Source organism: Viridibacillus sp. FSL H8-0110, assembly GCF_038003565.1.
Lineage (GTDB): Bacteria > Bacillota > Bacilli > Bacillales_A > Planococcaceae > Viridibacillus > Viridibacillus arenosi.
Genome location: NZ_JBBOPJ010000001.1, coordinates 3,948,465 through 3,968,595 on the forward strand (window position 1 = coordinate 3,948,465; position 20,131 = coordinate 3,968,595).

At 37.9% G+C, this 20,131-nt stretch carries 19 protein-coding genes, 2 pseudogenes and 1 riboswitch; of the genes and pseudogenes, 9 read left to right on the plus strand and 12 right to left on the minus strand.

Annotated features, from left to right (window positions below; all coding sequences use genetic code 11):
* Positions 1-420 precede the first annotated feature (420 nt).
* The 4 genes from MHH98_RS19595 to MHH98_RS19610 form a co-directional block, all read right to left on the minus strand.
* The gene (locus MHH98_RS19595; RefSeq protein WP_038180232.1) at positions 421-1,239 is read right to left on the minus strand and encodes a MetQ/NlpA family ABC transporter substrate-binding protein; all 819 of its coding nucleotides are present in this window, start codon (positions 1,237-1,239) and stop codon (positions 421-423) included.
* 15 nt (positions 1,240-1,254) lie between these two features.
* Complete coding sequence (locus MHH98_RS19600) at positions 1,255-1,926, minus strand: methionine ABC transporter permease (protein WP_038180235.1); 672 nt, start codon at positions 1,924-1,926, stop codon at positions 1,255-1,257.
* The gene (locus MHH98_RS19605; RefSeq protein ID WP_038180237.1) at positions 1,916-2,929 is read right to left on the minus strand and encodes a methionine ABC transporter ATP-binding protein; all 1,014 of its coding nucleotides are present in this window, start codon (positions 2,927-2,929) and stop codon (positions 1,916-1,918) included. Before MHH98_RS19605 ends, MHH98_RS19600 begins: the two co-directional genes overlap by 11 nt.
* Before the next feature lie 118 nt (positions 2,930-3,047).
* A riboswitch (SAM riboswitch) is annotated at positions 3,048-3,153 on the minus strand.
* A 79-nt stretch (positions 3,154-3,232) separates the two neighbouring features.
* Positions 3,233-4,021 (minus strand): carbon-nitrogen family hydrolase, encoded by a 789-nt coding sequence (locus MHH98_RS19610; RefSeq protein ID WP_038180240.1) that lies wholly within the window; start codon positions 4,019-4,021, stop codon positions 3,233-3,235.
* Between the two features lie 180 nt (positions 4,022-4,201).
* Between MHH98_RS19610 and MHH98_RS19615 the strand changes: the two genes are divergently transcribed.
* Positions 4,202-5,365 carry a pyridoxal phosphate-dependent aminotransferase gene (locus MHH98_RS19615; protein WP_076034270.1) on the plus strand — a complete coding sequence of 388 codons (1,164 nt, stop codon included), beginning with the start codon at positions 4,202-4,204 and terminating at the stop codon, positions 5,363-5,365.
* A 167-nt stretch (positions 5,366-5,532) separates the two neighbouring features.
* On the opposite strand, the gene MHH98_RS19620 is transcribed toward MHH98_RS19615, so the two are convergent.
* The 6 genes from MHH98_RS19620 to MHH98_RS19645 form a co-directional block, all read right to left on the minus strand.
* Positions 5,533-6,732: a glycine C-acetyltransferase gene (locus MHH98_RS19620; protein ID WP_179078261.1), complete on the minus strand. Its 1,200-nt coding sequence runs from the start codon at positions 6,730-6,732 to the stop codon at positions 5,533-5,535.
* A 305-nt stretch (positions 6,733-7,037) separates the two neighbouring features.
* Positions 7,038-7,679 carry a YczE/YyaS/YitT family protein gene (locus tag MHH98_RS19625; RefSeq protein ID WP_038180250.1) on the minus strand — a complete coding sequence of 214 codons (642 nt, stop codon included), beginning with the start codon at positions 7,677-7,679 and terminating at the stop codon, positions 7,038-7,040.
* A 124-nt stretch (positions 7,680-7,803) separates the two neighbouring features.
* Entirely contained in the window at positions 7,804-8,289 is a 486-nt protein-coding gene (gene ybaK, locus MHH98_RS19630) for a Cys-tRNA(Pro) deacylase (protein WP_038180252.1), read from the minus strand.
* Between the two features lie 14 nt (positions 8,290-8,303).
* Positions 8,304-8,954 (minus strand): hypothetical protein, encoded by a 651-nt coding sequence (locus MHH98_RS19635; RefSeq protein WP_038180254.1) that lies wholly within the window; start codon positions 8,952-8,954, stop codon positions 8,304-8,306.
* Between the two features lie 120 nt (positions 8,955-9,074).
* Entirely contained in the window at positions 9,075-11,258 is a 2,184-nt protein-coding gene (locus MHH98_RS19640; RefSeq protein WP_340713419.1) for a DNA topoisomerase III, read from the minus strand.
* A gap of 16 nt (positions 11,259-11,274) precedes the next feature.
* Positions 11,275-11,868, minus strand: a complete 594-nt coding sequence (locus tag MHH98_RS19645; RefSeq protein WP_038180258.1) for a TetR/AcrR family transcriptional regulator — start codon at positions 11,866-11,868, stop codon at positions 11,275-11,277.
* Between the two features lie 138 nt (positions 11,869-12,006).
* Between MHH98_RS19645 and MHH98_RS22185 the strand changes: the two genes are divergently transcribed.
* Both MHH98_RS22185 and MHH98_RS22190 read left to right on the plus strand, forming a co-directional pair.
* Positions 12,007-12,129, plus strand: a complete 123-nt coding sequence (locus tag MHH98_RS22185) for a hypothetical protein (protein ID WP_445684014.1) — start codon at positions 12,007-12,009, stop codon at positions 12,127-12,129.
* Positions 12,120-12,320, plus strand: a pseudogene (locus tag MHH98_RS22190) (heavy metal-binding domain-containing protein); the annotation flags it as partial. The gene MHH98_RS22185 and the pseudogene MHH98_RS22190, both read left to right, overlap by 10 nt.
* On the opposite strand, the gene MHH98_RS19650 reads toward MHH98_RS22190, so the two are convergent.
* Both MHH98_RS19650 and MHH98_RS19655 read right to left on the minus strand, forming a co-directional pair.
* Positions 12,279-12,842 carry an NADPH-dependent FMN reductase gene (locus tag MHH98_RS19650; protein ID WP_038180259.1) on the minus strand — a complete coding sequence of 188 codons (564 nt, stop codon included), beginning with the start codon at positions 12,840-12,842 and terminating at the stop codon, positions 12,279-12,281. The pseudogene MHH98_RS22190 and the gene MHH98_RS19650 sit on opposite strands and share 42 nt — an antisense overlap.
* A 220-nt stretch (positions 12,843-13,062) precedes the next feature.
* The gene (locus tag MHH98_RS19655; RefSeq protein WP_038180260.1) at positions 13,063-13,863 is read right to left on the minus strand and encodes an oxidoreductase; all 801 of its coding nucleotides are present in this window, start codon (positions 13,861-13,863) and stop codon (positions 13,063-13,065) included.
* A gap of 146 nt (positions 13,864-14,009) precedes the next feature.
* On the opposite strand from MHH98_RS19655, the gene MHH98_RS19660 reads away from it, so the two are divergent.
* From MHH98_RS19660 to MHH98_RS19685, 6 genes and pseudogenes are all read left to right on the plus strand, one after another.
* A complete protein-coding gene (locus MHH98_RS19660) occupies positions 14,010-15,089 on the plus strand; it encodes a PseG/SpsG family protein (protein WP_038180261.1) in 1,080 nt (359 codons plus the stop codon).
* Positions 15,090-15,169: 80 nt separating this feature from the next.
* Positions 15,170-15,358, plus strand: a complete 189-nt coding sequence (locus tag MHH98_RS19665; protein WP_038180262.1) for an SE1832 family protein — start codon at positions 15,170-15,172, stop codon at positions 15,356-15,358.
* A 474-nt stretch (positions 15,359-15,832) separates the two neighbouring features.
* The gene (abc-f, locus tag MHH98_RS19670) at positions 15,833-17,395 is read left to right on the plus strand and encodes a ribosomal protection-like ABC-F family protein (RefSeq protein ID WP_038180267.1); all 1,563 of its coding nucleotides are present in this window, start codon (positions 15,833-15,835) and stop codon (positions 17,393-17,395) included.
* Positions 17,396-18,153: 758 nt separating this feature from the next.
* Positions 18,154-19,046 (plus strand): annotated as a pseudogene (locus MHH98_RS19675) (YitT family protein).
* A 202-nt stretch (positions 19,047-19,248) separates the two neighbouring features.
* A complete protein-coding gene (gene spx, locus MHH98_RS19680) occupies positions 19,249-19,653 on the plus strand; it encodes a transcriptional regulator Spx (RefSeq protein ID WP_340711631.1) in 405 nt (134 codons plus the stop codon).
* Between the two features lie 25 nt (positions 19,654-19,678).
* Entirely contained in the window at positions 19,679-20,107 is a 429-nt protein-coding gene (locus MHH98_RS19685) for a MarR family winged helix-turn-helix transcriptional regulator (RefSeq protein ID WP_038180287.1), read from the plus strand.
* Positions 20,108-20,131: the final 24 nt, after the last annotated feature.

Below are 20,131 nucleotides of genomic sequence, written 5' to 3' on the forward strand. Positions count from 1 at the left end.
AGTAGTCTCTTTAGAAAAATGCTCGAAACATTTACTCGAGATATCCAGCTTCAGCAGTCAGACTCTCGAGATCACTTCCACCTTCTCGGTTGAAAACTGAAAGTACGTTTTCAATTCGAAGGTTCCAGCGCTTGTCGAGTCTAGGGGACCGCTTCAGCATTTACTCGAGATATCCAGCTTCAGCGGTCAGACTCTCGAGGTCACTTCCACCTTCTCGGTTGAAAACTGAAAGTACGTTTTCAATTCGAAGGTTCCAGCGCTTGTCGAGTCTAGGCGGACCGCTTCAACATTTACTCGAGATATCCATCTTCAGCGGTCAGACTCTCGAGGTCACTTCCACCTTCTCGGTTGAAAACTGAAAGTACGTTTTCAATTCGAAGGTTCCAGCGCTTGTCGAGTCTAGGCGGACCGCTTCAACATTTACTTCATCCAGTCAGGTTTGCCGAAACCTTTAAATTCTTCATCGATGATTTTTTCAAATTCTTCCGATTTAACGATTTCTAGTATATCTTTTGCTAGTTGTGAATCTTTGTTTTCTTCCTTAACCGCAATAACATTACGGAATTTATCAGGCATGTTTTCTAAGAAGAGTGCATCTTGTAGATTCAGTCCCGCCGCAAGTGCAAAGTTTCCTGGGACACCAACAAGGTCAGCGCTATCGATTGCACGAGGCAGCCCCGCCGCTTCTATTGGTTGGAACACTAAGTTTTTAGGATTTTCAACAACGTCTTTTTCAGATGCTTTTAGTTCTTCGATGTTCGGGTCAATTTTGATAAGACCTTGTTCTTGTAACGCTAATAATGTACGTGCCGCATTTGATGGATCATTAGCAATTGCTACTTTTGCGCCGTCTTTAATACCATCAATTGATTTAAAATCTTTTGCAAAGAAGCCCATTGGTGCAGTTGGTACGTTAATTAGACCAGTTAATTTCATTTTATTTTGTTCATTAAAGTTTTCAAGATAAATTGAATGTTGGAAAAGGTTTGCATCAATATCACCAGAATCTAATGCTTTGTTTGGTTGTACGTAGTCACTGAATTCAACTGTTTTTACTTTATACCCTTTTTTCTCTAATTGCGGGATGATTGCTTTATTTAACATGTCACTATACGGCCCTGCAGTTGCGCCAATTTTAATGTCTTTTGAATCTTTTGGTTTGCTTTCATCTTTGTTACCACATGCAACTAAAACTGTTGCTAATACGAATAATAACGCTGCTAGTAAAAACTTTTTCATTTTCAAATCTCCCCTTTATCGTTTATCAATTGCTTTTGAAATGGCATCGCCTGAAAGTTGAATAATTTGGACAATAACAATTAAAATGACAACTGTCGCAATCATAATTGTGTTGTCATAGCGGTAGTAACCAAAGCGAATAGCTAGGTCGCCAATTCCACCGCCGCCGACAATACCAGCCATTGCGGAATATGCGACTAAACTAATAATCGTCATTGTCACACCTTGGATAATACCCGATTTCGCTTCAGGTAATAGCACATCTCGTATAATCATCCACGGTGTTGCACCGACAGCTATTGATGCCTCGATGACACCTTTATCAACTTCACGCATAGACGTTTCTACAAGTCTCGCAAAGAACGGAATGGCTGCTACAGATAATGAAACACTTGCCGCTACGGGACCAATTGTATCTCCAACCAGTATTTTTGTTAGCGGGAACAACGCTACTAATAGAATGATATACGGAACGGAACGAACTAGATTGACGATAAACCCTAAAATTCCGTTAAAAAAACGATTACGTAAAAATAAACCTTTGCTTGTAACAAATAGTATAATTCCAAGTGGTAAACCAATAATTAGTGAAATGCTAAGTGAAATACCAATCATCAGTAACGTTTCACCAAATGCTTTCCAAATGTCTGGAAGCATACTAATAAAGTGCTCGAAATCAAATAGCATTGTTAATCACCTCCACAAACGCACCGCGTCCTTCCATATAAGAAATAGCTCTCCCTACATTATCCGGTTGACCTTGTAGCTCCATTAAGAAAATGCCAAGAGGTTTTTCTTGAATATATTCAATTGTGCCGTGCAAGAAATTACCACGTACTTCAAAGTTTTGAATCATATCTGAAATGACGCCCTCTCCAGCTACATCTCCTTTGAATAGTACTTTCACAATTTCCCCTGTCACACCTTTAAGAATCGTTGGTGGCAGTTCAAATGATACAACGCTGCTAATAAATTCTTGTGTTAATGGCTCAACCGGATTTGCAAAAACGTCGTAAACTGCCCCTTCTTCAATGACTCTTCCATCTTGCATAATAACCATTCGATCACAAATTTCTTTCACAACATCCATTTCGTGCGTGATAAGGATGATTGTAATATTTAGCTCACGATTGATCTTTTTTAGTAAGCGTAAAATGGAAACCGTTGTTTTTGGGTCAAGTGCTGATGTCGCTTCATCACAAAGTAGTACGGATGGATTATTTGCAAGTGCGCGGGCAATGCCGACACGTTGCTTTTGACCACCACTTAATTGTGCTGGGTAAACGTCTATTTTCTCAGATAAACCTACCATTTCAAGCAATTCTTTTACACGAGCATTAATCAGCTTCGGTGGTGTAGCCGCTGCTTTTAAAGCAAATTCAATATTTTCGCCAACCGTTTTTTGACTGATTAAGTAAAAATGTTGGAATATCATTCCGATTTTCAAACGCGCTTTACGAAGTTGTTCACCTTTTAATTTTGTTAAATCTTGACCATTTACTACGATACTGCCACTTGTTGGTCGCTCTAATAAATTGATACAACGTAGAAGCGAGCTTTTTCCTGCGCCAGAATAGCCAACAATACCGAAAACTTCACCTTCATCGATTGTCAACGATACGTTGTCTACACCCGTTACCGTACCCTTCTTGGTTTTATATACTTTTGTAAGATTCTGAATCTCTAGCATATTGTATCCCCTCAAATCTGTTTAAATTATGTAACTTCTATAGAAATACTTGGAATTTGCTGTATTAAAAAACGCTTCTTTCGGTTATCTGAAAGAAGCATCGTAAGTGTAAATTGGCGATTTATCTTCCAGAATGTACTCATTCTGTAGGAATTGGCACCTTCCCTTTGGCAGGGGGTTGCCGGACGTCATAGGGCCTATCCCTCGGTCTCTCTAGATAAAATTCAATATTCGTTTGTAAGTTATGAACTAAATATTACTGTGAAATAATGTAGATGTCAAACACTTTTTTGAAACTTTGAATTATTTCAAAATATCTTTATATAATTCAGGACGACGATCATCATATACCGGGATTCGTTGGCGAATTTCATCCACTATAGAGAAATCGACATCGATAATCGCCATTTCTTCATCTTCTCCACCAGTCCATAACACTTCACCCCAAGGTTCAATAACCATCGATTGACCGTTGAAATTTTGTTTTTTATGGCTAATTCTATTTACTGCAATAACAAAACACTGGCTTTCAATTGCACGTGCTTGTAATAACGTTTTCCAATGATCAATACGTGGCGTTGGCCATTGTGCAGAAACGAAAATTACTTTCGCTCCGTTCAATGCATGAAGACGTAACCACTCTGGAAAACGAATATCGTAGCAGATAACACCAGCTGCTGGAATATCACCCAGTTCAAAGTTATTTTGCTTATCGCCAGCTGATAAATACAAATGCTCGTCCATTAGACGGAAAAGATGCGCTTTATCATATTCGCTGACAAGCTCCCCTTTGTTGTTATATACGTACATCGTATTATAGAATTTACCATCTTTTTTCGTTGATACCGAGCCACCAACAATATGAATTTGTAATTCTTCTGAAAGCTTTTGTAGAAAATTCTTTGTGCGTTCCCCGTTCGGATCTGCAAGGTCTTCTAATTTCTCTAAAGCATAGCTAGAATTCCACATTTCGGGAAGAATTGCGAGTTCCGCCCCCTTATCAGCGGCCTCCCTGATAAACTTTTCGACGTTTGTAAAATTTTTTTCGATGTCCCCGAAGGCAACATTTAATTGTATACATGCAATTTTCATAACTCCACCACCTGTAGACATTTTCTTAAAAAGGTTATAATATTTCTCTTATTATTGCGACTATTTTATACATACGTCTATTTTATCCACAAAGTAGTTGTTGTGTATAGCGTTTTTATAAGAAAGATTTTGTGGATAACAAGTTATTAAAGAAAATAATTCAAGGGGGTTTGTTCGAAGATGGAATTTTCAACGAGATTACAACAGTTGCCGAAGCAGTTTTTCGCAACTTTAGTACAAAAAGTAGGTGCCGCAGTTGCGGAAGGTAGAGATGTCATCAATTTAGGCCAAGGAAATCCAGACCAACCAACGCCTCCTCATATTATAAAAGCTATGCAGGAAGCTGTTATTAATCCGCAAACTCATAAATACTCTCCATTCCGTGGCTTGCCAGAATTCAAGGAAGCCATTGCTGAATTTTATGCGCGAGAATACGGCGTTGAAATTGATACAGATACGGAAGTAGCCATACTTTTCGGCACAAAAATTGGTGTAGTTGAATTACCTTTAGCTATTATGAACCCTGGTGATTCAATGCTACTCCCAGACCCTGGTTATCCGGACTATTGGTCAGGCGTAGCACTAGCGGATGTCAAGTTCGATACACTTCCATTACTAGCGGAAAACAACTTCCTACCTGATTACACAACTGTGTCAGATGAGGTAAAAGCTCGTGCGAAATTAATGTATTTAAATTACCCAAACAACCCAACTGGTGCTGTTGCTAATTTATCATTTTTCGATGAAACTGTGCAGTTTGCGAAAGATCACGATATTGCAGTAATGCATGACTTTGCATATGGAGCAATTGGATTTGATAGTGAAAAACCAGTGAGCTTTTTACAAGCTGAAGGTGCTAAAGATGTCGGGGTTGAGTTGTATACTTTATCGAAAACGTATAATATGGCCGGTTGGCGGGTCGGCTTTGCCGTTGGTAACGCAAAGTTAATTGAAGCATTAAATTTAGTACAAGACCATTTATTTGTCAGCCTATTTCCTGCTGTGCAAGAGGCTGGTATTGCAGCACTTTCTAGTTCACAAGATTGTGTAACTGAGTTAGTGGCTATGTATGAAAGCCGCCGGAACGCATTAAAAGTCGCTTGCGATCGTATTGGCTGGGCAGTGACAGCTCCAAAAGGATCATTCTTTGCATGGCTTCCTGTACCAAAAGGATATACGAGTGAAACATTTGCTGATTTATTGCTAGAACAGGCTGATGTAGCAGTTGCTGCGGGTAATGGTTTTGGTGAATATGGAGAAGGGTACGTACGTGTTGGCTTACTTGTTGATGAGGACAGGCTTCATGAAGCAATAACTCGTATCTCAAAACTAAATTTATTTTAAGTATTTATAAACTGAAAAGCTAACTTATCTCATAAGTTAGCTTTTCAGTGCATGGGTTTAATAACTATATCAATAAAACAGTCACATAATCACAGATGGTTATAGATTTAACAAAGAAAATTTCCTAATAAAATGCCCAGCACACATAGCGCTGAGCATTTTTTATATTAAAAAATTACGCCTAGCTCTTTACCTACTTTTTCATAAGTCGCTAAAGCTTCGTCTAGCATTTCTTTTGTATGTGCGGCAGTTGGCATATTACGTACGCGTCCAGTGCCTTTTGGTACAGTTGGGAAGACGATTGATTTAGCGTATACGCCTTCTTCAAAGAGACGAGCAGAAAAGGCTTGAGTTAGTTTTTCGTCACCAATGATACACGGTGTAATCGGTGTTTCAGATGCGCCGATGTTAAAACCAAGTTTTTTCAGACCCGCTTTTAAATAATCGCCATTTTCCCACAGTTTATCGCAAAGTTCTGTTGAATCAATTAACATTTGAACAGCTGCAGTGATTGCAGCAACATCACCTGGTGGTAAAGCTGTTGAAAATAAAAATGGACGAGAACGTACTTTTAACCAATCAATTAAATTCTTCTTACCAGCTACGTAACCACCTACTACACCAATTGCTTTAGACAGTGTACCGATTTGGAAGTCGATCTCTTTTTCTAAACCGAAGTGCTTCACAGTACCTTTCCCTTTACCTGTTACACCTGATCCATGAGCATCATCCACATATGTAATAAGATCAAATTCTTTCGCAATTTCTACGATTTCAGGAAGTTTTGCGATATCTCCATCCATTGAAAACACACCGTCAGTGATGACCATTACTTTATTGTATAAGCCTGATTCAGTTGCTGCTTTTGCTTTGGCACGTAAATCGTCCATGTCAGAGTGATTAAAAGCAATAATTTTTGCTTTTGATAAGCGACAACCATCTATAATAGATGCGTGATTTAGTTGATCAGAAAGGATAGCATCATTTTTATCCATAACAGCCGAAATGGCTGCCATATTACAGTTGAATCCTGATTGATATGAAATGGCTGCTTCTGTACCTTTAAATTCTGCTAGTTTCTCTTCTAATTTAACGTGAAGATCGAGTGTACCATTGATTGTGCGGACTGCTCCAGCACCTACGCCGTATTTTTCGATTGCTTCTTGAGCAATTTTCTTTAATTTATCATTTGTTGCTAAGCCAAGATAGTTATTTGAAGATAGGTTGACCAAATTTTTGCCACGCACTTGAATAACTGAACCGTTCGGGCCTTCTACTGGATCTATTTCGTTGTATAAGCCTTGGTCGCGCAGTTGTTGCAAGTTGTCGTCTACGAATGTGTTCAGTACGTTTGACAAGAATATCATCCTTTCAATTTTCGATAAAAATATTGTAGCATACTTTCATCGTTATTTGTACATCTGAAAAGAACTATTACCAACAGCGATATGAAATTCATTGCAATAACTAGACATACTGTCCTTACAAGAAACACAGTTGTACACTCAGAAAAATTAGAATACTTACTTTTCTAGATTATTTTGATGGAAACAGTACATTCTATTAAGTAATTCATCATTCATAACCTCTTCTAAATTTCTCTGTTATGACTCACTCATCTTATTCTAGAGTACTAAAAAAGTGAGTAGACAATTATCTACTCACTTTCTACTTATTTCGTTAACTCTGAAAATGTTACTTGTTCTTCGCCAATACATTTCAATAATAATTTGCGGCTATACGCAAGCGAAAATTGAACAATAGGACCAAGACCAAATGCCATAAGGACAGTACCAAGACCTACAGGACCACCAAGTAACCATCCTGCTACAGCAACTGCAATTTCCATAATTGTACGGGCTTTAGTAATACTTAAACCCAACTTGTCTACAGCTAAAAGCATCAAGCTATCACGAGGACCTGCCCCAAGATTTGCTGAGATGTACATTCCGCCACCTAAACCTATTAAAATAATACCGATTACGAAGCTAAGAAATTGTAGTGCTAAATGATCAACATCAGGCAATAACCAATTGAAGAAATCAATAAAAATACCGATACACACCATATTGATAAAGGTCCCTATCTTAGGCAATTGACGAGTACCAATTGCTGTAATACCAATAATAATTATGCCAGTAATAATTGACCAACTACCAATGGAAAAACCGAAGTTTTTGAATAGACCTATATGCAGTACATCCCATGAGCCTACCCCAAAGGTTTGCCCTTTAATTGTTAACGAAACACCGAGCGCAATGACGATAAGTCCCGTCATAAAAAATCCCCAGCGCCAACTATTTATTTTATTCACTAGAATCCTTCTTTCTACAGAAAAATGAAAAGCCCTCTACGCAACAAGCATAAAGTGGCTTTTCAATGATAACTAAACTATTATAACAAAATTCGTTCCTATTTAAAATAATACTGTCCTAGATTTATATAATAGCTGCGAATTTCGCATCGATGATTTTTGCTAAAACGGCCGGTTGGATACATATTTGCATGCCTATTTTCCCTGCACTAACAAAGATACGGTCAATCGTTTTTGCTGATTCATCTATGAAGGTTGGGAATAACTTTTTCATACCAATAGGCGAACAGCCACCTCTAATATACCCTGTAGTTGGCAATAAATCTTTGACAGGTAGCATCTCTATCTTCTTTTCCCCAACAGCCTTTGCAGCAGCCTTTAGATTAAGCTCTGCTGCTACCGGAATGACGAAAACGTAAAATCTCCCTTTACTAGCTGTAGAAATGAGCGTTTTATAAACACTCTCGACAGGTTGCCCAATTTTACCTGCAACTGAAATACCATCGACTTGACCGTCTGTGATTTCATATTCTGTCAATGAGTATGGGACTTTTTTTTGGTCCAATAAGCGCACTGCATTTGTTTTTTGTACTTTTGCATTTTTAGCCAAAACATTCACTTCTCCTAAGCAATACGATAAAAGCTAGGCTGCGTCACTCTAAATCCTGATTTCGCCATCTGCACATGATATGAATAGCGAGAAATTGCTCGATCAAATAGACGCTGTTTAAGCTTTTGCTCTAAAGTTTGTGTTGAATTTGTTACTTGCCCAAATTGATTAGTAGAATCTTCTGTTGTAACTGGTTGTTTTACTTTGGTGATTTGATCACGAGTTTGCTGGATTATCTCATTTTCGTCTTCAGTACGTACATCTTGTCTCATTGGTTCTAATGCTGAATGGTGAACTCTCTCTAACACTCCAGTTGTTTTTTCGAGCGTAGCACTAGTAGAGGAACGCATTTTCTCAATAACCTGACTAACTGCAACTGAGGTCTCAACTAATGGTGATGTCTGTTCCATGTTATCTTTTGCTTTAGCACGGAATTCATGGTCCTTTTGTTGAAGCTCACGAATAGCAGCTTGGACTTGCGGCTGATGTTGTTTTTCCTTTTTACCCGTTAGCAAATCCATTAGCTCTTCCAAAGCTGGATTCGACTTTGGTTGAAAATACTGAGCTGTTTTACGATAAGCATCACCTGCATTCTTTTGCCTAAGAGCTCGTTTACGATTTTCAATGTCTGTATACTGATTGTTTAATCGAGCAGCTAATTTCATGCAAATCACCTCTTTTCTAATACCATTATAGTTAAAACCTATTTTAACACCGTTATCTGAAAATTCAAAAGGTCGTTGTTCTCAAATGTTCATAAAATTTTATTGGTAAAAAATACCCATTTATTCATCTTTTGTTCCTAAAAGTTTCTTCAGTGCCTCTGCCATTGCATTGTTTTGTGGTTGATCATCTTGTTTTTTCATATATTTTTGGACTTCTTTTTTAGAAACCTTTGTATTACCAGTTTCCTTCTTACGTTTCTCAAATACCGATAATTTTTCACGATGGCCACATGAGCAAACGAAAATGCGTCCTTCTCCTTCACCACGAAGTTCCAATTTCTTATGACAAACTGGACAGCGCGCATTCGTCACCATTGATACTTTTTTCTTGTGACCACAAGCTCGATCTTGGCAGACAAGCATTTTACCACGTTTACCATTCACCTCAAGTAATAATTTCCCACAATCTGGACATCTTTTCCCTGTAACATTATCATGCTTGAATTTTTGATCGCTCTTCTTAATATCACTAACAGCTTTTTCAGAAAAATTAACCATATCATTAATGAAATCCGATTTTTTTGCTGAACCTTTTGCAATTTTCGTTAATTGTTGTTCCCACTCTGCAGTTAAAGCAGGTGATTTTAAATCTGTCGGTACTAATTCTAAAAGCTGACGACCTTTAGAAGTAGCATGTAGGTCCTTACCTTTTTTCTCAATTAAAAATGAATTAAATAGCTTCTCAATAATATCTGCACGTGTTGCTACAGTGCCAATACCACCTGTTTCACTTAACGTTTTGATTAAGTCCTTCGACTCACCACTCATAAATTGTGCTGGATTTTCCATCGCAGCTAGTAATGTTCCTTCGTTGAAATAGGCTGGTGGCTTTGTATCACCTTGTGTCATTGCAATGGCGCGGATAGCGATTTTATCACCTTTATTGTAGCTCGGTAGTGAACGCTCATCTGTGTCGTCATCATCATCTTGTTGATATACACGTTTCCAGCCCTCATCACGAATTGTACGGCCTTTTACTTTAAATACTTCATTACCCACAGCTAACGTAACCGTTGTTTGATCATATTGGAACGGGCCAAAGAAAACAGCTAAAAACCGTTTGACAATTAAATCGTATAAGCGACGTTCTTTATCAGACAAATCTTGTAAAATAGCCACTTCTTCAGTTGGAATGATCGCATGGTGGTCAGATACTTTTGCATTATCAATAACACCCTTTTGTGGTTGTACTGAATTGTTACGAAGTAAAAGGTTCGCTGCAGCTCGATTATCCCCAACAGCCGATGCTTTAATACGTTCCTTTAATGTGCTCTTCATATCATCCGTTAAATGCTTTGAATCTGTACGCGGATAAGTAACTACTTTATGACGCTCATAAAGATTTTGAAGCGTTGAAAGTGTTTCTTTTGCAGACCAGCTCCAACGCTTATGTGCCTCTTTTTGTAGCTCAGTCAAATCAAATAATGCTGGGGCAGATTGACGTTTTGGGGACGTTTGAATATCTTGAACAACCCCTTCAGTTACAGAGTCTAATTTTTTTAATAACTGTTCAATTTTTTCCTTTTGGAAAGACTGAGATTGATTATTTTGACGGTCAAACCAAGTGAATTTTGTTTCGTTTGTATGTGCTTGTAAGCCATAATACGTTTTTGGTTTAAAGTTTTTAATTTGTTGTTCACGTTCTGCAATCATTGCAAGAGTAGGTGTTTGTACACGGCCAGTGGATAATTGCGCATTATATTTAACTGTCAAAGCACGTGTGGCATTAATGCCAACAACCCAGTCAGCTTCTGCACGTGCTACAGCTGCCTCATATAAATGTTCATAAGAACGGCCATCTTTTAAGTTTTTGAAGCCATCTTTAATAGCTTTATCCGTCACCGACGAAATCCATAAACGTTTAACAGGTTTACGGCATTTCGCTTTTTCTAATATCCAGCGAGCTACTAGCTCCCCTTCACGCCCTGCATCTGTTGCTATAATAATCTGATTGACGTCTTGACGTATTAATTGTGCTTTCACTGCATTGTATTGTTTTGTTGTTTGACGAATAGGTACTAGTTTGAAAGGATTCGGTAATATCGGTAAATCTTCCATCTTCCACTCTTTAAACTTCTGATCGTACTGTTCTGGATCAGCATGAGTAACTAAATGGCCGAGTGCCCAAGTAACAATATATTGAGGCCCCTCTAGAAAGCCATTACCTTTTTTTGTACACCCTAAAACACGTGCTATATCGCGTGCTACAGATGGTTTTTCTGCTAAAACTAAGCTTTTTCCCATATAAATTCTTATCTCCTTATTTTAACGTTTGTAAATGTTCATGTAATACATGCTTAATGATTTCAGGCGTAAATTTATCTGGCAGCATGATGCAATGATAGGACATCCCTTCAAGGAGGGCATATAATCGAATGACTTCTACATCAATATCCAAATCTTCTCTTGCCTCTTTTAAGAATATTAGTAATTCAAGTATCGTTCTCAAAATTTGATAGGAGTTTTCTAAAAGCTCCTGACATTTTGCCCGAATGGCTTCATCCACTAATGCTTTAGATGAAAACGATAGCCAAACCTCCATTTCTAATTTTCTTTCTAAATCTAACGGCAAAAACTGACGTAAGACTTCTAGTATATCTTCTATTGAAGGACCGTTGCCAAATAAACGCATCGCTTCAATTCGTTCATCCGATTTTTTTCGAATTAGTTCCATTGAATAAACTAGTAGATCACTTTGTGTTGAAAAATAGTGCCTTAAAGAGCCAACAGAAAGATTTGCTTCTTGTGCAACGTTGCGCACACTTGCATTTTCCAGTCCCTCTCTTCGAATAACTGCCCAAGTTGCTCGAACAATTTTTTCTCTTTGTACTTCAAATTTATTTATCTTTTCCATTACCCAATCATAACACATTGAACGTTTTTAATACAGTTGTGCTACTTTATTAGTGCAGTTGTATTAATTTTGTGTGCAAGAAAATTTAAAAATACTTATTACAACAATTGAAGAAGTGATAACTGTAGTAGAGGGGTAATTGTAACTTCCAAAAATATTGGTCGTGATATTCTTGGCTCTTTAAGAGGCACTATGAGTGGGGAAAATAAATCGTATACTGAAATGACAAAACAGCACTTGAAGATACAAAGAATCGAATGATTGTGGTGGCAAAAGAAAAAGAGGCAGATGCTGTCATAGGTGTTCTGTATACATCTGAGTTTATGAAAGATGCAACGGTTAATGTGTGTGCATATGGCACAGCAGTAAAATTTATACAAACTAAAAAGGAGTGGCAAAAGCCACTCCTTTTAATGTTGGTCGATTGGTTCCTTCGGAAGATCATTACTTAGTTCGCAGTACTTCCCGAATACTCGTACTAATTCTTGTAATCGTTCAAGAACATTTTCATCTATGATGTTGTTGTCTTTATCAAAGTGACTAGCATGTGTGTATACGTAGTTTGGAGTTACGAGTGCACGGAAGTAGTCGAGGATTGGTTTTAGTTGGTTTTCTACAACTAGGTGATGTTGTTGTGTACCACCATTAGCTACAATTGAAACCGGTTTGTAGCGCAAAGCTTTAGGGTGTAGGAAATCAAATGCATTTTTTAATACGCCTGGAATTGATCCTTGGAATATAGGTGTAGCTAAAATATAACCGTCTGCTTCCTCGAATTTTTTCACAAGTGTTTTCATATCAGTATTATATTGATCAAATGGACGACCATCGACAAATTGATGTTCGAAGTCTGCTAGATGTAATAATTCTAGTTCTAAGCTATCATCAAATTCTTTAATATATGTCTCTATTTGTTTTAAAATTGCACCAGTTTTTCTTCCGATAATTGTACCGTCTACAAGTAAGATCTTCATAGATGTTACCTCCAATTCAAAATTCCTATCGTTATTGTAACAAATGCAGATTCTTTATATAAGGTGACAAGCACAATTTCGACATAATTTCAGTCTTTAGACGGAACAGAAAACTACATTTTTCGCCAAACAAAGTAAACCACCCTACTTAAACAAGGTGGTTTACTTTGAAAATTATTTTTTGACAAAATTATTAACTATCTTCAACAGTTTTTGAATATTACTGTTTATCATTTAACGGTTTGTCTATTTTTTCTTCTTCAAGTATTTCCTTTTCAATGAAAATATCTTGACGTTTCTCCCAATTAAAGATAAGTTCTTCGTCAATTATTTCCTCATGATCATCAACTAATGGGTCTATCTTTCCAATCATTGAAATTTCTGCAGATTCTAATACCCTGACTTTTTGTTTTGTATTTTTTATAGCTACACTATACATAGCTTTTGCTAATGTATTGGCAGCGATAGCACGGTACTTTTTAAGTGGACCACTGAATATAGGATTCAAGATATTCATTACAGCTCCACTAATTTTCTCTGCTGGGCGTACTTCCTCACGATTTCCCAACAGTAACGATGGTCTAAAAATCGATAATTGAGGTAATTCCAGTGCCATTAAATTTTGTTCCATTTTCCCTTTTACTTGATTGTAATAGAAATTAGAATTTTTATTTGCACCCATAGCTGAAATAACAAGTATATGCGGGATACCACATTTTTTTGCTATCGATGCGATATTCACTGGATATTCAAGGTCAACTTTTTCAAACATAGCCTTTGAGCCTGCCTTTTTACGTGTAGTACCTAGGCAGCAATAAAGTTCATGGGAAAATTTGAAATCTATTTCTTCCAATTGATCGAACTGACGAATTTTCACAATAAGTTTTGGATGTTCAAAATTCAAGGCACGGCGAGCAATTACTGTAATCTCCGCGTACTCTTCACTCTCACAAAGGACTTTGACAAGCTCCTGTCCAGTCAAGCCAGTTGCTCCAACGACAATTGCTGAACGCATCAACATAACTGTTCACGCCCCTTCCTATTCTATATACCGTCCAAAATGAAGGATAGTTTAGCCTATGTATCTTACATTCTAGTGATTTTACAGACATAATCATTAATTTTCCACCATAAAGTAGATAGATAAGTTGAAAGGATGGGATTTAAATGACTAATAACCAAACAGAAAATCATTCTAAAAAAACGATTGCATTTGCGGTTGAAGTTTCATCACATAATGACCTATACCCTGTTGAAAGAATCGCAACACTTGTTAAGATGTTCAGCGATGAAAAAATTCTCATTTTCATTAAGCAACCTTCTGAGTTAGCCTTGAAAAAGCTAGCAGCGACAGGAATAGAGCCTATTTCTTACCGCGATCAAAAACAGTTGCTTCAATATATATCGAAACTAAAGCCTGATTTACTTGTACGTGATGGCATAAATACAGAACTCGAAGATACGGAGAAATTAAAAGAAATTGTCCCTGCTCTCGTTCATTTTGATGATTTTGGCGAGGGAGGTAAAGCAGCTGATTGCGTGTTGCATACACTTTATAGAGAAATTCGAGAAAAGGTAGACCCTCATTACTTAACTGGCCCATCTTCATTTGTTGTACCTGAAAAAATTGCAGCCATTACTTCTACTGAAGATGAAGGAGAAAGACCTCATATTGTCGTCGTATATGAAGGTAGTGATTCGGAAAATTTAACGTATCGAACAATGCGCCACTTAATGCAACTGCAAATTCCTGTACGTATCTCTGTATTAGTAGATCCTTCATACGCACATGATATAGATGAATTGAATATGATGGCTTTAAGTCGTAGGAATATTACTGTTATACAAGCTGCTGATATGCTTGAAACTCTACTTTCCCAAGCCCAAATCGTCATTTGTGCAGCAAGTTATACCCCTTACAAAGTTGCTGTTGTAGGCATCCCATGTATCGTCATCTCTCAAAATGAAACAGAAATCATGCACGCATTCCCTCGTGATCAAAATGGTTTTATTCAACTTGGAAGTGGTCGCAAATTAAAACAATCTCACTTGCAAAATGCTGTTATGGAACTACTTTTACACGAAGCACGTCGCGACCGCGCCATTCGAAACCAAAAAAAGCTCGATCTACAAAGTAACAACCATTACATCTATTCCATGCTCATTAATTTTGCGCACAGAACACCAAAAACACAGGCTTTTTTAGTACAAGATCACACCAAGAAAACGCCACGTATGATACAATAATAAAAAAGCTGTGTTGAAATTAGTCGCAGTTCCAGAATTAGACATTACAATAGTCGAAATCTATATAAAGGAGTATTTTCATGCCTACTAAAGCCGAAATAGAATACCAAATATTAGAACTAAAAAGCGACTACATCCGTCATCAAGGTGACATCGAAAAACTCGATTCAATAGGTAACGGATCAGCTGTCGAACAGGCCGAACAGCGCCTAAAAGACATGGAGCAACAACTAGCCGAATTGAACAAACAACTCGCAGCGTTGTCATAACTGCGGGTTTTTTTTATTGTAAAAGCTGATGGCGCTCGTTCAGCTGCGAGGTCGTTGGAAGACGGAAGCCAAAGTCGCTCTTTGACTTTGAGCGCCCGACTGAAACGACCCAAGCAGCTAGCGCCTGAAGCTGGATATCTCATCTAAATGCTGATGGCGCTCGTTCAGCTGTGCGGTCGTTGGAAGGCGGAAGCCAAAGTCGCTCTTTGACTTTGAGCGCCCGACTGAAACGACCCAAGCAGCTAGCGCCTGAAGCTGGATATCTCATCTAAATGCAAAACCGCCTTTTAAAGGAAAGCAACCTAAGTTTGCGACGTCCTGTCGCAACGGTTGCATGATCAACGTCATGTTGACCTAAAATCGAACTACTAACTATAACAAAAAATACGAATTGCTTCGTTTGCAATCATGCGTTTGGAAATGAATATTTTTTTACAAAGTGCAACTATCGTATTTTATATGGAGGACAAAATAATGAGTATCTTAACAGTTGAAAATCTTGGCCATACATTCGGCGACCGTACACTTTTTAAAGATGTATCGTTCCGTATCGTAGAAGGCGAACATGTTGGTCTTGTTGGGGCTAATGGTGTAGGAAAGTCCACATTAATGAGTATCATCACGGGACAATTAATCCATGACCAAGGCAAAGTTGAATGGTTACCGAACACACATTACGGTTACTTGGATCAGCATACTGTGTTAACACCAGGTAAAACGATGCGTGAAACTTTACGCGATGCCTTTTTACCGCTTTACCAAAAAGAATCTGAGATGAACGAAATTACAGGCAAAATGGCTGAAGCAACACCTGAAGAGCTAGAAGAATTATTAGAACAGATGGCTGAAATTCAAGATGCTTTAGATGCTGGAGATTTTTATACATTAGATATGAAAATTGAGGAAGTTGCACGTGGACTTGGTTTAGATGCAATCGGCCTTGAGCGTGATGTAACAGCACTTTCTGGTGGTCAACGTACAAAATTATTACTTGCGAAGCTTCTATTAGAAAAACCAAAAGTTTTATTACTTGATGAGCCTACCAACTACTTGGATGAAGAGCATGTAACTTGGCTTTCAAATTATTTAAAAGGTTACCCACATGCATTCTTCTTAATTTCACATGATACAGAATTTATGAATGGCGTTGTCGATGTTATTTTCCAATTAGAATTTTCAAAACTAACTCGCTACACTGCCACTTACGAAAAGTTTTTAGAACTAGCTGAAATTAACAAGCGTCAACATATCGATGCTTATGAAAAGCAACAAGAGTTTATTAAAAAACAAGAAGGCTTTATCGCAAAAAATAAAGCACGATATTCTACTACTGGACGAGCTAAGTCGCGCCAAAAACAATTGGATCGCATGGAACGTATTGACCGTCCAGAAACAGCAGCAAAACCTAAGTTTAACTTTAAAGAATCACGTAGCTCGGGTCGTTACGTCGTAGAAGCTGAAAATTTGTTAATTGGCTACGACAAGGACAAACCACTATTACCACCACTTACTTTCGAAATTGAACGTGGTGAAAAAATTGCCCTTGTAGGTATGAATGGTGTTGGTAAATCAACACTACTTAAAACAATGCTTGGCAAAGTTCAGCCTCTTGGTGGTAAAGTAACGCGTGGTGACTTCCTCTTCCCTTCTTATTTTGAACAAGAAGTTAAAGCCGGTAACATCACACCAATTGAAGACGTTTGGAATGCATATCCAAGTTTGGAGCAAAGCCAAGTACGTGCCATTCTAGCATCTACTGGTTTGAAAAACGAGCACATCTCACGTCCATTAAGCCAACTTAGCGGTGGAGAACAAGCAAAAGTTCGTATTTGTAAATTAATGATGGATGAAAGTAACTGGATGCTATTCGATGAACCGACAAACCACTTAGACGTTCATGCAAAAGAAGAATTAAAACGAGCTATGAGAGAATACAAAGGCACAATCATCCTAGTCAGCCATGAACCTGAATTTTACGAAGGTCTAGTTACAAAAGTATGGGACGTAGCAGAATGGTTCTCAACTGGACATCAATAACTAAATGCTGAAGCGGCCCGCTCAGCCCCGACAAGCACTGGAACTTTCGAATCGAAAATATCTTTTCAATTTTCGACCGAGAAAGTGGAAGTGACCTCGAGGGGTTGGCCGCTGAAGCTGGATATCTATCTAAATGCTGATGGTGCTCGTTCAGCTGCGAGGTCGTTGGAAGACGGAAGCCAAAGTCGCTCTTTGACTTTGAGTGCCCGACTGAAACGACCCGAGCCGCTAACGCCTGAAGCTGGATATCATCTAAATGCTGATGGCGCTCGTTCAGCTGCGAGGTCGTTGGAAGACGGAAGCCAAAGTCGCTCTTTGACTTTGAGTGCCCGACTGAAACGACCCGAGCCGCTAGCGCCTGAAGCTGGATATCATCTAAATGCTGATGGCGCTCGTTCAGCTGCGAGGTCGTTGGAAGACGGAAGCCAAAGTCGCTCTTTGACTTTGAGTGCCCGACTGAAACGACCCGAGCCGCTAGCGCCTGAAGCTGGATATCATCTAAATGCTAAAGGCGCTCGTTCAGCTGCGAGGTCGTTGGAAGGCGGAAGCCAAAGTCGCTATTTGACTTTGAGCGCCCGACTGAAGTTGGAGAACGAATATCCGCAAGCTAATAGCATCTAAAGTTAATTATTTCTCTAAAAACTAAAACTCCGCTTTTGCGGAGTTTTTTCAAATCCTATACATTTACCATGGTTTCATAGATATCCCTTGAAATCAGCAACATATCGTGTAAAAATTATTATAAGGAAGGTGTTTTTATGGATTCAGACAAGAAAGCTAAAATAGTACAAAGAAAAAAAAATAAACTTAAGAAATATGCAATAAAACTCTTCTTCTTAACAATAGGAGCACTTATCATGGCTGTTGGGTTGGAAATGGTACTCATCCCAAACAACTTGATTGATGGTGGCGTTACCGGTATTGCCATTATGGCCTCTCACCTTACAAATCTTTCACTAGGGTTATTCCTATTCCTCTTTAACTTACCATTTCTATATTTAGGCTATAAACAAATTGGTCGAACATTTGCCTTTTCAGTCGCTTATGGTATCGTCGTTTTATCAATAGCGACTTCATTTATGCATAATTCATCAGCATTTACAAATGATACTCTATTAGCTACGGTTTTAGGCGGTATATTATATTACTAGGTATTGGTGTTGGGATTGCAATTAGAGCTGGCGGTTGCTTAGATGGTAGTGAAACATTAGCCATTTTATTCAATAAAAAGTTGCCCTTCTCTGTAGGACAAATTATTTTATTCATGAACTTATTTATTTTAGGTAGTGCAGGATTCGTATTCGGTTTTGACCGCGCTATGTATTCGCTTATTTCATATTTCATTGCATTCAAAACAATTGACCTTGTTTCTGAAGGCTTGAATCAAACAAAATCCATCTGGATTATTAGTGATGAAGCAGATGAAATTGGAGATCAGATTATGTCTCGCTTAGGTCGCGGTATTACTTACTTAAATGGACAAGGCGGCTATTCAAAAGATGATAAACAAGTGATTTTCTGTGTTATCAGCCGTTTAGAAGAAGCTAAGTTAAAAAACATTGTAGAAGACGTCGATCCTTCTGCATTCCTTGCTTTCAGTAATATGACTGAAATTCAAGGCGGAAACTTTAAGAAAAAAGATGTTCACTAAATAACTCATACTTTCAAAATCCACTGGGCATAATTAGTACAGTGGATTTTTTTTATTTATCAGCTACTATTTTTGTCGAAAATTCAAACTTTCTGCTTTAGATGTTAATTTAACTTGTTTTTCATATCAAAACCATTGACTTATATATATCTTACTTGTAAGATATAAGTATAATAATCAGTAGAGAAAGCGGGATAAATAGATGGCTGTTACAATTTTTTCTCAAACGAGCTGTACATCATCAAAAAAGGCTTTACAGTGGCTAAAGGAAAATAACATTTCTTTCACTGAAAAGAGAATTACCTCTGATCAGTTAACATTGTCTGAATTCAAATTGATTTTAAGCATGACTGAAGATGGTACAGACGAAATTATTTCTACAAACTCTAAAGACTTCAAAAACTTAAATTGCGATATAAATCAACTTTCTATTCAAGAACTATATGATATTGTAAAGGATCATCCAAAAATGCTACGTAGCCCAATTTTGGTCGATGAAAAACGCCTACAAGTTGGCTATAATGATATGGATATTCGTCGTTTCATCCCACGCAAGGTGCGTGCTTATGAGCTTTATGAAATGCAACGCCTTTCACTAGAAGGCTGAATGAAACATTTTGGAGATGAGTAATATGAATGATGCTAGAAGAGAAAGCATTTCTTCATTATTTGAAGTAGTTGCTACTTTAGAGCGCAAATGGGCAAATGAATGGAATAGCCAGAACAGTCTAGGCTTTTCTAAAACGCATATTTTAATACTAGATCTTCTAAATAACGAAGGTCCAAAACGTCCTTCAGCTATCGCTGAAAAACTTCAAGTGACAACAGGTGGAGTAACTGTTCTAACTAGCAAACTAATAAAAACTGGCCTTGTTAAAAAGACGCAAAATGAAACAGATCGTCGTGCATCACAACTTGAAATTACAGATACTGGTAGAGAACTCCTATCAAAGGCACATCGCCATGTAAATGAAATTATCGAAAAAATGTTTGGCATGCTCAGCGAAGAAGAAATTCATACGCTCAGTAAGATTTTCTCTAAATGCTTATTTGGTTCATAACAACCGCTAACATGAAATTATTGT